This window comes from Bradyrhizobium betae (assembly GCF_004123905.1).
Classification (GTDB): domain Bacteria; phylum Pseudomonadota; class Alphaproteobacteria; order Rhizobiales; family Xanthobacteraceae; genus Bradyrhizobium; species Bradyrhizobium betae_A.
Map to the genome: position 1 here is coordinate 182,974 of NZ_MZXW01000053.1, position 13,632 is coordinate 196,605.

A 13,632-nucleotide genomic window follows, 5' to 3' on the forward strand; every position below is an offset into this window, starting at 1 on the left:
AGGATGTTCAAACGATCCGAACAGGACAAACGGCCGCCAGTGCAAATCTTCGTCGACGGTGTTGCCGTCGCGGCACGCGAGGGCGACACCGTCTCCGCCGCGCTGCTGGCATCGAGCTGCGACGCACGCCGTTCGACCGCAGTGAGCGGCGCTCCGCGTCTGCCCTATTGCATGATGGGCGTGTGTTTCGACTGCCTCGTCACCATCGATGGCGTCGGCAATCGCCAGGGCTGCCTCGTGCCCGTCGCCGAGGGCATGCAGGTCGAGATCCAGAAGGGCAAGCGGGAGATCGGACGATGACTGTGGCTCCCAAGCGCGAAGACTACGATGTCGTCGTGATCGGCGCCGGCCCCGCCGGCCTTGCCGCCGCCGCGACATCCGCCGAAGCAGGCCTCTCGACGCTGCTGCTCGACGAGAATGTCGGCCCCGGCGGCCAGGTGTTTCGCGCCATCTCGTCCACGCCGGTGACTGACCGCAATCAGCTCGGCGCCGATTATTGGGTCGGCGCCGATCTCGTGCGGTCGCTGCGCGCGAGCAGCGCCGAGGTGATCCATCGTGCGACCGTCTGGAGCCTCGACCGCAATCTCGACATCGCCGTCTCCGTCGGTGGTGCGTCCGCCTTCGTCAAGGCGAAGCGCATGATCCTCGCGACCGGCGCGCTGGAGCGGCCGTTCCCGATTCCGGGCTGGACGCTGCCGGGCGTGATGACCGCCGGCGCGGCGCAGACCATGCTGAAATCGTCTGCGCTGGTGCCGGACGGACGCACGGTGATCGCGGGGCAGGGGCCGTTGCTCTGGCTGCTCGCCGCGCAGATTTTGCGTCTCGGCGGCCGCATCGACCGCATCCTCGATACCACCGAGCGCGGCAATTACTTTGCGGCGCTGCCGCACGCCCTCGCGTTCGTGACTTCGCCCTATTTCGCCAAGGGCCTGTCGATGATGCGCGAGGTGAAGGCCAAGGTGCAGGTCGTCTCCGGCATCACCGAGCTCTCTGCATCTGGCGATGGCCAGCTCGCGAGTGTGAGCTATGTCGCCGGCGGCAAGCGCGAGACCATTCCGGCTGATCTGCTGCTGCTGCATCAGGGCGTCGTGCCCAACGTCAATCTGGCGATGTCAGCCGGTATCGAGCATCGCTGGGATGATTTGCAGTTGTGCTGGTCGCCTGTGCTCGATGCGAGCGGCAATTCATCGGTCGCCGGTATCGCGATCGCCGGTGATGGCGCCGGCATTGGCGGTGCGAATGCGGCCGTGGTGCGCGGCCGCATCGCCGCGCGCGCGGCGGTGGAAGCGTTGGTGCCGGCGGCTGCCGCGAAGCTCGCGCCGATGGCGACGCTCCGTTCTGAGCTTGCCAAGGCCGAGCGCGGTCGCGTCTTCCTCGATACCTTGTTCCGCCCATCGCCGCAGTTCCGCATTCCCACGGGCGACACCATCGTCTGCCGCTGCGAAGAGGTGACGGCGAAGGACGTTCTGGACTCCGTCGCGATCGGCGCGACCGGGCCGAACCAGCTCAAGGCCTATCGCCGCACCGGCATGGGCCCGTGCCAGGGCCGGCTCTGCGGCCTCACGGTCACCGAGCTGATGGCGCAGGCGCGGAACAAGACCCCGCAGGAGATCGGTTACTACCGGCTGCGCGCGCCGGTGAAGCCGATCACGCTCGCCGAGCTTGCCGCCGTCCCGAAGAGCGGGGCCGACGTCAAGGCCGTGGTGCGCGGATGACCCAGAACGTGGATGCGATCGTCGTCGGCGGCGGCATCCACGGATGCTCGACCACGCTGCATCTGTGCCTCGCCGGCCTGAAGCCGGTGCTGATCGAGAAGGACTATGCCGGCCGCCACGCCTCAGGCGTCAATGCCGGCGGCGTGCGCCAGCTTGCGCGGCATATTCCGGAAATCCCGCTCTCGATCCGCTCGATGGGCATCTGGGAGAAGATTTCGGATCTCCTCGACGACGATTGCAGTTTTGAAAGCTACGGCCAGGTGCTGGTCGCCGAGAACGAGGAGGAACTCGCGGTCTGCCGCGCGCGCGTGGCTGAACTCAACGCGCTTGGCTTCACCCATGAGGAGCTGATCGACGGGGCTGAGCTGCGCCGGCTGGTACCGGCCGTCGCGGAAACCTGCCCCGGCGGCGTGGTCTCGCGCCGCGATGGCGCGGCCAATCCGGCGCAAACGACGACGGCGTTCCGGCGCAAAGCCCAGCAGCTTGGCGCCACCGTTCGCGAAGGCGTAGCCGCCACCAACATCCGCTACAGCGACGGCCTCTGGTACGTCGATGTCGGTTCGGAGAGCTTTGCCGCGCCGGTGCTGGTGAACGCGGCCGGCGCCTGGGCCGGCAAGATCGCCGCTGCGCTCGGCGAACCCGTGCCGGTCGAGACCGTCGCGCCGATGCTGATGATCACCTCGCGCGTACCGCACTTCATCGACCCCGTCGTGATCCTGCGCGGGAGAAAACTCTCGTTCAAGCAATTCTCGAACGGCACCGTGCTGATCGGCGGCGGTCATCTCGCAACGCCGTATCAGGATCGCAACGAGACCGTGCTGGACTGGAAGAGCCTCGCCATCAGCGCGCGCACCGTGTTCGAGCTGTTCCCGGTGATGCGCAGCGCGACCATCGTGCGCGCCTGGGCCGGCATCGAGGCCAAGATGAAGGACGATATCCCCGTGTTCGGCCCGAGCAGCCGTCACAAGGGCCTCTATCACCAGTTCGGCTTCTCGCTGCATGGTTTTCAGCTCGGCCCCGGCGCCGGCGCCGTGATGGCGGAGCTGATCGTCAATGGCGGCACCCAGACCCGCATCAGCGATCTCGGCATCGACCGCTTTCATCCCACCACGCTCTAACAACAAGAGGACATCATGAGCATCACCCGCAGCATCCGCACGCCCATCATGCATCGTGCCGTCGAAGCCAACGGCTTCGTCTTCGTCGGCGGCACCATTGCCGACGACACCACGGTCTCGATGGGCGACCAGACCCGCAACATCCTCGGCAAGATCGCCGGCTATCTGAAAGAAGCCGGCACCGACAAGTCGCGTGTCGTCAGCACCTCGATCTTCGTCACGGACCTCTCCAAGAAGAAGGAGATGGACGCGGCCTGGACCGAGTTCTTCGGCGACAATCTGCCGACCCGGGCCACCGTCGGCGTCGCCGATCTCGGCGGCGGTGCGCTGATCGAGGTGGTGGTCACCGCGCTCAAGGGTTGATCGCGAAGGGCCGAAGGGACGTCGGCGCATTGTTCGCTGTGGTCCCTTCGCGTCGCGCCTTGATCTCGCCCCTCGATGAGATTACTTAGAGAGTTCTTCAATCAGGAACGTCGAACCCATGGATTTCACCCCGACCGCAACGCCCATCCGCCTTGCTCACGGGGAATTCCATGCCTGCATCGATCATCCTGTCGAACCTGTCGCTGTCCACGCCTGACGGCCGTCCTCTTCTCTCCAACATCGATCTGACATTCGCGGCCGAGCGAACCGGTCTCGTCGGCCGCAATGGCGTCGGGAAAACGACGCTGCTTGCGTCGATGTCCGACGAACATGTTTCCCACTCCGGGCGTATCCTGATCAACGGCACCATCGGCTTGCTGCGCCAGGACGTGCAGATCCTCAAGGGCGCGGCGGTGGCCGATCTGTTCGGCGTCCGCCAGGCGCTGGCGCTGCTACGCCGCGCGGAGCGGGGCGACGCCTCGGCCGACGACATCGCCACGATCGACTGGACCCTCGAAGCGCGGCTGGAAACGGCTCTGGCGCGTCTCGGTTTTGATCCGTCGCCTGATACGGAGCTGTCGTGCCTCTCCGGCGGCCAAATCACGCGGGTTCGTCTCGCCGCGCTGGTCTTCGCCGAGCCCGACTTCCTGCTGCTGGACGAGCCCACCAACAATCTCGATCAGGACGGACGTAAGGCGGTGACGGATCTCCTCGCCGGCTGGCGCGGCGGCGCGATCGTCGTCAGCCACGACCGTGACCTGCTCGAGATCATGGATGCCATCGTCGAGCTGACATCGCTCGGGGCAAGGCGGTATGGCGGCAATTGGAGCGTTTATCGCGCGCAGAAAGCCGTTGAGCTCGCGGCCGTCAGGCACGACCTTGCCCACGCCGAGAAGCATCTCGCCGAGATCGACGGGAGGGCGCAGGAGGCCGCGGAGCGGAAGGCGCGCAAGGACAGCGGCGGCAGGAAGAAAAGCGCCAAGGGCGACATGCCGCGCATCCTGGCCGGGGCACGCAAGGATCGCAGCGAGGACACCGGCGGAAAGTCGATGCAGATCGCCGAGCGGCGGCGCGCGGGCGCGCTCGACGCCGTCGATACGGCGCGCCGTCGCATCGAGATCCTCCAGCCGCTGACCGTGAAACTGCCCTCGACCAGCCTGCCGGTGGGGCGGGAGGTGATTTGCCTCGATCGGGTCAGTGCCGGCCATGATCGGGAGCGCGTGGTCTTGCGCGACCTATCCTTCACGATGGTCGGGCCGGAGCGCGTTGCGATCGTCGGGCCGAACGGCTCGGGCAAGACGACGCTGCTGAAGCTCATCTCGGGGGAGTTGCACCCTGTTTCGGGCACCGTGCGGGTCAAACCTGATTTCGCAATGTTCGACCAGAAGGTCAGCCTGCTCGATCCGGCGCTCTCGATCCTGGACAATTTCGGGCGTCTCAACCCAAAGGCAGGCACGAATGAGTGCCATGCGGCGCTAGCGCGTTTCATGTTTCGTGCCGATGCCGCCTTGCAGATCGTCGGAAGCCTGAGCGGGGGACAGCTGCTTCGTGCGGGCCTTGCCTGCGTGTTCGGCGGAGCCAGGCCGCCGTCACTGCTGATCCTGGACGAGCCGACCAATCATCTCGACATCGAGTCCATCGAAGCCGTCGAGGCAGGCTTGCGGGCCTATGATGGCGCGCTGCTCGTCGTCAGCCATGACGAGGCGTTCCTAGAGGCGATCGGGGTCGCGCGCAGGATCGAGCTGGTCGCTAACGCGGCTCTCTAAAAATCAAAAACCCGACGCCCTGCCCACAGCGCGTCGGGCGGAAAAAATGAGTATCAATCCGTGATCCCAACGCTGACGTTGTGACTCGGTCTGCACCAATTGACCACTCCGGTAAACTACCGCTGTGCTGGCTTGCGATGCGCGCCGCCTACGACGCCGCACTGCCGCCCGGCTCCAAAGCTTCGCCCATCTCCAGCGGATGGGCCATGGTCTCGTGCAGAGCGTCACGGTCGAGCTCGCCTTCGGAGATGCTGATGACGACGCAGGCGACGCCGTTGCCGATCAGATTGGTCAGCGCGCGGCACTCGCTCATGAACTTGTCGATGCCGACCAGGATCGCGATCGACTGGATCGGGATGTCAGGCACGATCGAGAGCGTCGCAGCGAGCGTGATGAAGCCGGCGCCCGTTACGCCCGAGGCGCCCTTCGAGGTGATCATGGCGATGCCCAAAATTCCGAGCTCCTGCCAGATGGTCAGATTTGTGTTGGTCGCCTGCGCCAGAAACAGCGTCGCCAACGTCATGTAGATGTTGGTGCCGTCGAGGTTGAAGCTGTAGCCGGTCGGGATCACGAGGCCAACCACCGAGCGCGAGGCGCCGAGATGCTCCATCTTTTGGATCATCTGCGGCAGCACGGTCTCCGACGACGAGGTGCCAAGCACGATCAGCAGCTCGTCCTTGATATAGGCGATGAAGCGCAGGATCGAGAAGCCGGCAAGGCGGGCGATCGAGCCCAGCACGATCAGAACGAACAGGATGCTGGTGAGATAGAAAGTGCCGATCAACGCTATGAGATTAAGCAGCGAACCGAGGCCGTAGGCGCCGACGGTGAACGCCATTGCGCCGAAGGCGCCGATCGGCGCGACGCGAACGATGAGGCGAATGATGCCGAAGAACATCTTTGCGGCCTTGTCGACCGCGTCCGCAATCGGCTCGCCGGCCTTGCCGAGAAGGGCGATGGCGAAGCCGGAGAGGATCGAGATCAGCAGCACCTGCAAGAGGTCGCCCCGCGCGATCGCGCCGACATAGCTGTCGGGGATGATCGCCATCAGATGGGCGACGATACCCTCCTCCTTGGCCTTGGTGACGTAGGTCGCGACCGACTTCGGATCGATGGTGGCGGGATCGATGTTGAAGCCGTGCCCGGGCTGGAGCAATTCGCCGACCAACAGGCCGACGGCGAGCGCGACGGTCGAGACCGTCTCGAAATAGATCAGCGACTTCAGCCCGACCCGGCCGACGCGCTTGAGGTCGCCCATCGAGGAGATGCCGTGCACCACGGTGCAGAAGATGACAGGCGCGATCATCATCTTGATCAGCGCGATGAAGCCGTCGCCGAGCGGCTTCAGCTCTTTGCCGAGGTTGGGATAGAAGTAACCGATCAGCACTCCGAGCGCGATCGCGATCAGCACCTGGACGTAGAGGATCTTGTACCAGGGCTGGTGCCGGCGATGGATAGCTGGCTGGATCGCGACTTGTGTCATAGTGTGTGCCCCGGAACGCATTGATTTTGCAAGATTTGATGATTTGCATCATGTGATGGCTGCCGCAGAAGCGACAATCACATTTTTGTCGGATCGCACGAAGATCAATCGCTGCACCGCAACGGGGGGAACATGACGATCGCAACAGGCTCGGACGAGCAAGCACAAAGCTATTTTCCGCGCTGGAAGCTCAAGACCTCCGGCGTGATTATGCCCGAGGAGCGGATGTCATGGGGCCAGACCATCGTCTCCAGTCTCCAGCATTGCGTCGCCATGTCGGGCTCGACGATCATCGCGCCGCTGCTGATGGGGTTCGATCCCAATGTTGCGGTCCTGTTCTCCGGCATCGGCACGCTGATCTTCTTCGTCATCGTCGCGGGGCGCGTGCCGAGCTATCTCGGCTCGAGCTTCGCCTTCATCGCCGTCGTTCTCGCGGCCACCGGCTATGCCGGGCATGGGCCGAACCCGAACCTGTCAGTTGCGCTCGGCGGCATCGTCGGAGCCGGGGTGCTGTACGGCCTGATCGCGCTGATCGTGATGTGGTCGGGGGTTGGCTGGGTCGAGCGCCTGATGCCGCCAGCCGTCACCGGTGCAGTGGTCGCCGCGATCGGCCTCAACCTTGCGCCCGTTGCGGTCAAGGCGGTGAGTGCCAACGCATTCGACACCTGGATCGGGCTCGCGACCGTCCTGATCATCGGCGTGGTTGCCGTTGCAGCTCCGGGCCTTTGGCGCCGCCTGCCGATCATCCTCGGCGCGATCGGCGGATATCTTTTGTATTTGCTGTTCGCCAACGGCCTCGGCTTCGGCAAGCCGGTCGACTTCGCGCAACTCTCGTCGGCGCCGTGGCTCGGCATGCCGAGCTTCACCACGCCGACCTTCCAGGCCGACGCGATCTTTCTGATCGCGCCGGTTGCGGTCATCCTCGTCGCCGAGAACCTCGGGCACATCAAGGCGGTCGGCGCCATGACCGGCCGGAGCCTCGATGCCTATCTCGGCCGTGCCCTGTTCGCCGACAGCCTTGCGACCATCGTGGCGGCCTGCGGTGGCGGCACCGGCGTCACGACCTACGCAGAAAACATCGGCGTCATGGCGGCGACGAAGGTCTATTCGACGTTGCTGTTTGCGCTCGCGGCGACGGTATCGATCCTGCTCGGCTTTTCGCCGAAATTCGGCGCACTCATTTTGTCGATCCCGGGGCCCGTCATCGGCGGTCTCTCGATCGTGCTGTTCGGATTGATCGCCGCGATGGCCGGCCGGATCTGGGTCGAGAACAAGGTCGACTTTGCCAACCCGGCGAACCTGATCACCGTTGCCGTGGCGCTGACCGCGGGCGCGGGCGATCTCACGCTCAAGTTCGGCGCGTTCACGATCGGCGGGATCGGCACCGCAACGTTTGGCGCCATCATCCTGTACCAGATCCTGAGCTCGCCGCTCGCGCGCGGCGCGGAGTGAATCCCAGCGATGCGCTGGCGGGATGGAACCAAATCCCGGTTCCAGCCATGATGAGGTATTCCGGAGAAAGCTCATGCCCCAGACTGATCGTTCGACCCCGTTTGCCTCCCGCCTCGTCGGCCAGTACGCACTGGTGACCGGCGCCTCGCAAGGCATCGGCCGTGCCGTCGCCATCCGGCTCGCGCAGGAGGGCGCGACCGTCGCCATCAACTATTTCGGTCATCCTGAGGGAGCAGAGGAGACGCTCGCGCTTGCACGGACCGCATCGGGCGATCGCGGCCACGGCAAGCTCGAACATGTCATCGTCAAGGCGGACGTCAGCAACGAGCAGGAGGTCGCCGGGATGTTCGAGACAATTTTGGCGCGCTGGAAGCGCCTCGACTGTCTCGTCAACAATGCCGGCTTCCAGCGGGAATCGCCGAGCGAAGCGCTCGATATCGAAACCTACCGCCGCATCATCGACGTCAATCTCAACGGCGCCGTGCTCTGTGCGCAAAAGGCGCTCGCGCATTTCGTCGCGCGTGGGGCAGGAGGCTCCATCATCAATTGCTCGAGCGTCCACCAGATCGTTCCGAAGCCGGGCTATCTCGCTTATTCGATCAGCAAGGGCGGTATGGCCAATCTGACGCGCACGCTGGCGCTCGAATTCGCCGGCCGCGGCATTCGCGTCAACGCGGTCGGCCCCGGCGCGATCGACACGCCGATCAACGCGGCCTGGACCGGCGACCCGGAAAAGCGCGGCGTCGTGACCGGCCATATTCCGCTCGGCCGCGTCGGCACGCCGGAAGAGATCGCCGCCGTGTTCGCCTTCCTCGCCTCGGACGAGGCAAGCTACATCACCGGGCAGACCATCTACGCCTGTGGAGGCCTGACGCTGTTTCCCGAATTTCGGGAGAATTGGGCGAGCTAGAGTTGATCAACTCGACTGAGGGCGGCTGCTATCGTTGCGGCGGCGGACATCTGGCAAAACCGGCCGGCGCGAACTACATCTGCGCCATGACAAACCCTCCGTTGGCAAATTCTCCGCTCGAAGACTTCGTCGGCCGGCACGAAAAACTGTTCGTGCTGACCGGCGCCGGTTGCAGCACCAATTCGGGCATTCCCGATTACCGCGACAGCCACGGCAATTGGAAGCGGACCCAGCCGGTCAATTTCCAGGCCTTCATGTCGGAAGAACACACGCGCCAGCGCTATTGGGCACGCAGCCTGATCGGCTGGCGGCGGTTCGGCCAGGCGCGGCCGAACGATGCGCATCATGCGCTGGCCCGGCTTGAGGCGGGCGGGCGCTGCGAGATGCTGCTGACCCAGAATGTCGACCGGCTGCACCAATCCGCCGGCCACCGGCAGGTGATCGATTTGCATGGCCGGCTGGACCTGGTCCGCTGCATGGGCTGCGGAGCGAAGACGCCGCGGAGCGAATTCCAGAATCGTCTCGGCCGCGCCAATGCGGAATGGCTGACGCTCGATGCCGCGGATGCGCCCGACGGCGACGCTGATCTGGAGCACGCAGAGTTTTCGTCGTTCAAGGTGCCTCCTTGCGAAGCCTGCGGCGGCATCCTCAAGCCCGACGTCGTGTTCTTCGGCGAGAACGTGCCGCGTGAAATCGTCGCCACCGCGCAGGATCATCTGGCGCAGGCCGACGCCATGCTGATCGTCGGCTCGTCGCTGATGGTCTATTCCGGATTCCGCTTCGTGCAGGCCGCCGCGAACCGGCAGATCCCGATCGCCGCGGTCAATCTCGGACGTACCCGCGCCGACGATCTCCTGACGCTCAAGGTCGAGGAGCGCTGCGAGGCGGCGCTGGCATTCCTGCTCTGATCTGCGGGCTTCTCGAGCACTCTCCTGTCGCATAGGTGCCACGCAAACGGGGTGGATGGCTTCACCATTTGCGCCATCGCTGGTATGAAAATTGCTGCGGTTTCGACCCCAGTTTGACGATCAGCACGGAGAGTTTTGGAATGCTTGAGGGAGCCGAGGTACGGCTTGCCGTTGATATCGGCGGCACGTTCACCGACATCGTGCTTGATGTGGGCGAGGTGCGCAAAACGCGAAAAGTGCTGACGACGCCGCAGCGGCCCGAGCAGGCGGTGCTGGACGGGATGCGTCTCATTCTCACCGATGCGCAGGCGCATATCAGCGATATCGACGTCTTCATTCACGGCACGACGCTTGCGACCAACGCCATCATCGAGCGCCGCGGTGCCAAGACGGCGCTGATTGCGACCGAGGGCTTTCGCGACGTGCTCGATATCGGCACCGAGAGCCGTTACGACCAGTACGATCTCAGCATCGACAAGCCGAAGCCGCTGGCGCCGCGCAATCTGCGCTTCACCGTGCCCGAGCGCATCGACGCCCATGGCGCCGTCCGCCTCCCGCTGGACGAAGCGTCAGTGCGCGCGCTCGTGCCGAAATTGCGCGAGCTCGGCGTCGAGAGCGTCGCGATCGCTTTCCTGCATTCCTACGCCAATCCCGACCACGAGCGCCGCGCGGGTGCGATCCTCGCCGAGGAGATGCCCGGCATCTCGGTGACGGTGTCATCGGCCGTGTGCCCGGAGATCCGCGAATACGAGCGCACCTCTACAGCGGTTGCGAACGCCTATGTGCAACCCCTGATCGACGGCTATCTCGCCCGCATGGCGGATGCCTTGCAGGTCGAGCAGTACCGCGGCGCGATCTACCTCGTCACCTCCGGCGGCGGCGTCACCTCGATCGAGACGGCGCGGCGTTTCCCGGTGCGTCTCGTCGAGTCCGGTCCCGCCGGTGGCGCGATCTTCTCGGCGCAGATCGCTGCGCGTCTTGGCGAAACCAAGGTGCTGTCCTTCGACATGGGCGGCACCACTGCAAAAATCTGCCTGATCGAAAAATATCAGCCCGAGACCTCGCGCGTGTTCGAGGTCGATCGCGCCGCGCGCTTCCTCAAGGGCTCCGGCCTGCCGGTGCGGATCCCCGTGATCGAGATGGTCGAAATCGGCGCCGGTGGCGGCTCGATCGCGCATGTCGATGCGATGAAGCGCGTCACCGTCGGCCCCGAGAGCGCCTCGTCGGAGCCGGGGCCGGCCTGCTACGGCCGCGGTGGCCTGCGCCCGGCTGTGACGGATGCGGACGTCGCGCTCGGCATGATTGATCCCGACGCCTTTGCGGGTGGCACGATCAAGCTTGATCCCGAACTGTCGAAGCAGGCGCTGCTCCGCAGTGTCGGCGAGCCGCTGGGCCTGTCGGCGGAAACCGCAGCCTATGCGGTGCACGAGGTCGTCTGTGAGAACATGGCGAGTGCGGCGCGCGTGCATGCGGTCGAGCGCGGCGAGATTGTCGGCCAGCACACGCTGATCGCCTTCGGCGGCGCAGCTCCGCTGCATGCGGCGCGCGTTGCCGAGAAGATCGGTGTCTCCCGGGTGATCGTGCCGTCGAACGCCGGCGTCGGCTCGGCGGTCGGATTTTTGGCCGCGCCCATTGCCTATGAGCTGGTGCGCAGCCGTCACGTCCGGCTCGACGATTTCGACACCAAGGTCGTCTCCGATCTCTTGCAGGAGATGGCGACCGAAGCGCGCGCGCTGGTGGAGCCTGGTGCGGCCGGTGCGCCGGTGCGCGAGCGCCGCGCCGCCTTTATGCGCTATGTCGGCCAGGGCCACGAGATCACTATCGAGCTGCCGAACCGGCCACTGACATCGTCCGATCTCGCCGGCCTGCGCCAAAAATTCGAGGCGGATTATTCCGCGCTGTTCGAGCGCTCGATCCCGGGTGCGGCGATCGAGGTGTTGAGCTGGTCGGTGCTGGCCACCACCGAGGCGCGCAATCCACCCACGGTCGCGGCGGTGACGCGCAAGCCTGCGGCCAAGGCCTCCGGCAGCCGCAAATTCTTCGACGGCCGTGCGGGCGAGGTGATCGAGATCCCGCTCTATCGCCGCGAAGACATGGCGCCGGGCGCGACCATTGCGGGTCCGGCGGTGATCGCCGAGGACGAGACCTCGACCTTCGTCTCCAACAGTTTTGATGCCCATATCGACGGTGCGGGCAGCATCGTCATGGAACGAAAGGCGGCCTGATCATGAGCAAGGCAAACGGCGCGAGCTTGATCGACCTCCAGATCATGTGGCACCGGCTGATCGCCGTGGTCGAGGAGCAGGCGCAGGTGCTGCTGCGCACCGCCTTCAGCCCGATCGTGCGCGAATGCGGCGACCTCTCGGCCGGCGTGTTCGATCTGAAGGGGCGCATGCTGGCACAGGCGGTGACCGGCACGCCCGGTCACGTCAACTCGATGGCGGAATCGGTCAAGCACTTCATCAACCACTTCCCGCTGGAGACGATGAAGCAGGGTGACGCCTACATCACCAACGATCCCTGGATGGGCACCGGCCATCTCAACGACTTCGTCGTCACCACGCCCTGCTTCAAGGACGGCAAAGTCGTCGCGCTGTTCTCCTGCACCAGCCATCTCATGGACATCGGCGGCATCGGCTTCGGGCCCGATGCCACCGACGTGTTCATGGAGGGGCTCTACATCCCCATGCTGAAGCTGATCGACCAGGGCGTCGTCAACGAGACGCTGATGGCGATGATCCGCACCAACACGCGGCTGCCGATCGATACCGAGGGCGACACCTATTCGCTCGCGGGCTGCAACGACGTCGGTTGCGAGCGGCTGGTCGAGATGATGACCGAGTTCGAGATCGACACCCTCGATGAGCTCGGCGACTACATCTGCGACCGCTCGCGCGAGGCCGTGCTGGCCGAGATCGCAAAATTGCCGAAGGGAAGCTGGCGCAACACCATGGTGGTCGACGGCTACGATGCCCCAGTGACGCTCGCGGCGACGCTGACGATCTCGGATGCCGGCATCCACGTCGATTTCGACGGCACCTCGGCCGCGTCGAAATTCGGCATCAACGTGCCGGTGTCCTACACCACGGCCTACACCGTGTTCGGTCTCGGCTGCGTCGTCGCCTCGCAGATCCCGAACAATGCCGGCTCGCTCTCGCCGCTGACGGTGTCGGCGCCGGCGGGTGCCATCCTCAATGCGCCGAAGCCGGCGCCGGTGGCCTCGCGCCACATCATCGGCCAGATGCTGCCCGACGTCGTGTTCGGCTGTTTGCGCCAGATCATTCCGGAGCGCGTGCCCGCGGAGGGCACCTCGTGCCTGTGGAATCTCAACGTGCGCGGACAGACGCGCAGCGGCGTCGGCGGCAATTACGGGTTCTCGATGACAGTCACCAGCAATGGCGGCACCGGCGCGCGCTTCGGCAAGGACGGCTTGTCGGCGACCGCCTATCCCAGCGGCGTGCGTGGCACGCCGGTCGAGATCGCGGAGACGCAGACGCCGTTGATCTTCTGGCGCAAGGAGCTGCGTCCGGATTCCGGCGGGGCAGGGCGCACCCGCGGCGGTCTCGGCCAGATCATCGAGGTCGGCACGGGCATCGACGCGCCGTTCGACATCCTGGCGGCGTTCGATCGCATCGATCATCCGCCGCGCGGCCGCGATGGTGGCCAGAACGGCGAGGCCGGCTATGTCGGGCTGAAGTCCGGTCAGAAGATGCGCGGCAAGGGTTTTCAGACCATTCCGCCGGATGACCGGCTGGTGGTGATGACACCGGGCGGCGCCGGCATCGGCGCGCCCTCCGAGAGAGCGCGCACAGCGGTCAAGGACGACGTCGAGAGCGGGCTTGTCTCGTCGGACAACGCGGCCGCGGTTTACGGCTACGCGCGGTGATAAAAAGATCGTCCCGGCCCTGTCGGCCGGG

At 65.3% G+C, this 13,632-nt stretch carries 11 protein-coding genes; 10 read left to right on the forward strand and 1 reads right to left on the reverse strand.

Annotated elements, in window-relative coordinates:
• The first annotated feature begins 3 nt into the window (after nt 1–3).
• From B5V03_RS35975 to B5V03_RS35995, 5 genes are all read left to right on the forward strand, one after another.
• The gene (locus B5V03_RS35975) at nt 4–300 is read left to right on the forward strand and encodes a (2Fe-2S)-binding protein (protein ID WP_129275119.1); all 297 of its coding nucleotides are present in this window, start codon (nt 4–6) and stop codon (nt 298–300) included.
• Entirely contained in the window at nt 297–1,715 is a 1,419-nt protein-coding gene (locus tag B5V03_RS35980) for an NAD(P)/FAD-dependent oxidoreductase (RefSeq protein ID WP_129275120.1), read from the forward strand. The genes B5V03_RS35975 and B5V03_RS35980 overlap by 4 nt, the downstream gene beginning before the upstream one ends.
• Nucleotides 1,712–2,833, forward strand: coding sequence for an NAD(P)/FAD-dependent oxidoreductase (locus B5V03_RS35985; protein WP_129275121.1), 1,122 nt, complete (start codon nt 1,712–1,714; stop codon nt 2,831–2,833). The genes B5V03_RS35980 and B5V03_RS35985 overlap by 4 nt, the downstream gene beginning before the upstream one ends.
• 15 nt (nt 2,834–2,848) lie before the next feature.
• Nucleotides 2,849–3,196, forward strand: coding sequence for a RidA family protein (locus B5V03_RS35990; RefSeq protein WP_092034560.1), 348 nt, complete (start codon nt 2,849–2,851; stop codon nt 3,194–3,196).
• A gap of 170 nt (nt 3,197–3,366) precedes the next feature.
• Nucleotides 3,367–4,962, forward strand: a complete 1,596-nt coding sequence (locus B5V03_RS35995; protein WP_129275122.1) for an ABC-F family ATP-binding cassette domain-containing protein — start codon at nt 3,367–3,369, stop codon at nt 4,960–4,962.
• Between the two features lie 148 nt (nt 4,963–5,110).
• Here B5V03_RS35995 and B5V03_RS36000 read toward each other — a convergent pair whose 3' ends face one another.
• The gene (locus tag B5V03_RS36000) at nt 5,111–6,445 is read right to left on the reverse strand and encodes a dicarboxylate/amino acid:cation symporter (RefSeq protein WP_129275123.1); all 1,335 of its coding nucleotides are present in this window, start codon (nt 6,443–6,445) and stop codon (nt 5,111–5,113) included.
• Between the two features lie 132 nt (nt 6,446–6,577).
• Between B5V03_RS36000 and B5V03_RS36005 the strand changes: the two genes are divergently transcribed.
• The 5 genes from B5V03_RS36005 to B5V03_RS36025 all read left to right on the forward strand — a co-directional run bounded on the left by B5V03_RS36005 (nt 6,578) and on the right by B5V03_RS36025 (nt 13,601).
• Nucleotides 6,578–7,897, forward strand: a complete 1,320-nt coding sequence (locus B5V03_RS36005; RefSeq protein WP_129275124.1) for a solute carrier family 23 protein — start codon at nt 6,578–6,580, stop codon at nt 7,895–7,897.
• Nucleotides 7,898–7,970: 73 nt separating this feature from the next.
• The gene (locus tag B5V03_RS36010; RefSeq protein ID WP_129275125.1) at nt 7,971–8,807 is read left to right on the forward strand and encodes an SDR family oxidoreductase; all 837 of its coding nucleotides are present in this window, start codon (nt 7,971–7,973) and stop codon (nt 8,805–8,807) included.
• 86 nt (nt 8,808–8,893) lie between these two features.
• Entirely contained in the window at nt 8,894–9,715 is an 822-nt protein-coding gene (locus B5V03_RS36015) for an NAD-dependent protein deacetylase (RefSeq protein WP_129275500.1), read from the forward strand.
• Nucleotides 9,716–9,855: 140 nt separating this feature from the next.
• The gene (locus B5V03_RS36020; protein WP_129275127.1) at nt 9,856–11,940 is read left to right on the forward strand and encodes a hydantoinase/oxoprolinase family protein; all 2,085 of its coding nucleotides are present in this window, start codon (nt 9,856–9,858) and stop codon (nt 11,938–11,940) included.
• A gap of 2 nt (nt 11,941–11,942) precedes the next feature.
• A complete protein-coding gene (locus B5V03_RS36025) occupies nt 11,943–13,601 on the forward strand; it encodes a hydantoinase B/oxoprolinase family protein (RefSeq protein ID WP_129275129.1) in 1,659 nt (552 codons plus the stop codon).
• Nucleotides 13,602–13,632: the final 31 nt, after the last annotated feature.

Bases quoted from the DNA above. Each gene is read 5' to 3' on its own strand.
- B5V03_RS35975 (WP_129275119.1), top strand. From the start codon at position 4: ATGTTCAAACGATCCGAACAGGACAAACGGCCGCCAGTGCAAATCTTC.
- B5V03_RS35980 (WP_129275120.1), top strand. From the start codon at position 297: ATGACTGTGGCTCCCAAGCGCGAAGACTACGATGTCGTCGTGATCGGC.
- B5V03_RS35985 (WP_129275121.1), top strand. From the start codon at position 1,712: ATGACCCAGAACGTGGATGCGATCGTCGTCGGCGGCGGCATCCACGGA.
- B5V03_RS35990 (WP_092034560.1), top strand. From the start codon at position 2,849: ATGAGCATCACCCGCAGCATCCGCACGCCCATCATGCATCGTGCCGTC.
- B5V03_RS35995 (WP_129275122.1), top strand. From the start codon at position 3,367: ATGCCTGCATCGATCATCCTGTCGAACCTGTCGCTGTCCACGCCTGAC.
- B5V03_RS36000 (WP_129275123.1), bottom strand. From the start codon at position 6,445: ATGACACAAGTCGCGATCCAGCCAGCTATCCATCGCCGGCACCAGCCC.
- B5V03_RS36005 (WP_129275124.1), top strand. From the start codon at position 6,578: ATGACGATCGCAACAGGCTCGGACGAGCAAGCACAAAGCTATTTTCCG.
- B5V03_RS36010 (WP_129275125.1), top strand. From the start codon at position 7,971: ATGCCCCAGACTGATCGTTCGACCCCGTTTGCCTCCCGCCTCGTCGGC.
- B5V03_RS36015 (WP_129275500.1), top strand. From the start codon at position 8,894: ATGACAAACCCTCCGTTGGCAAATTCTCCGCTCGAAGACTTCGTCGGC.
- B5V03_RS36020 (WP_129275127.1), top strand. From the start codon at position 9,856: ATGCTTGAGGGAGCCGAGGTACGGCTTGCCGTTGATATCGGCGGCACG.
- B5V03_RS36025 (WP_129275129.1), top strand. From the start codon at position 11,943: ATGAGCAAGGCAAACGGCGCGAGCTTGATCGACCTCCAGATCATGTGG.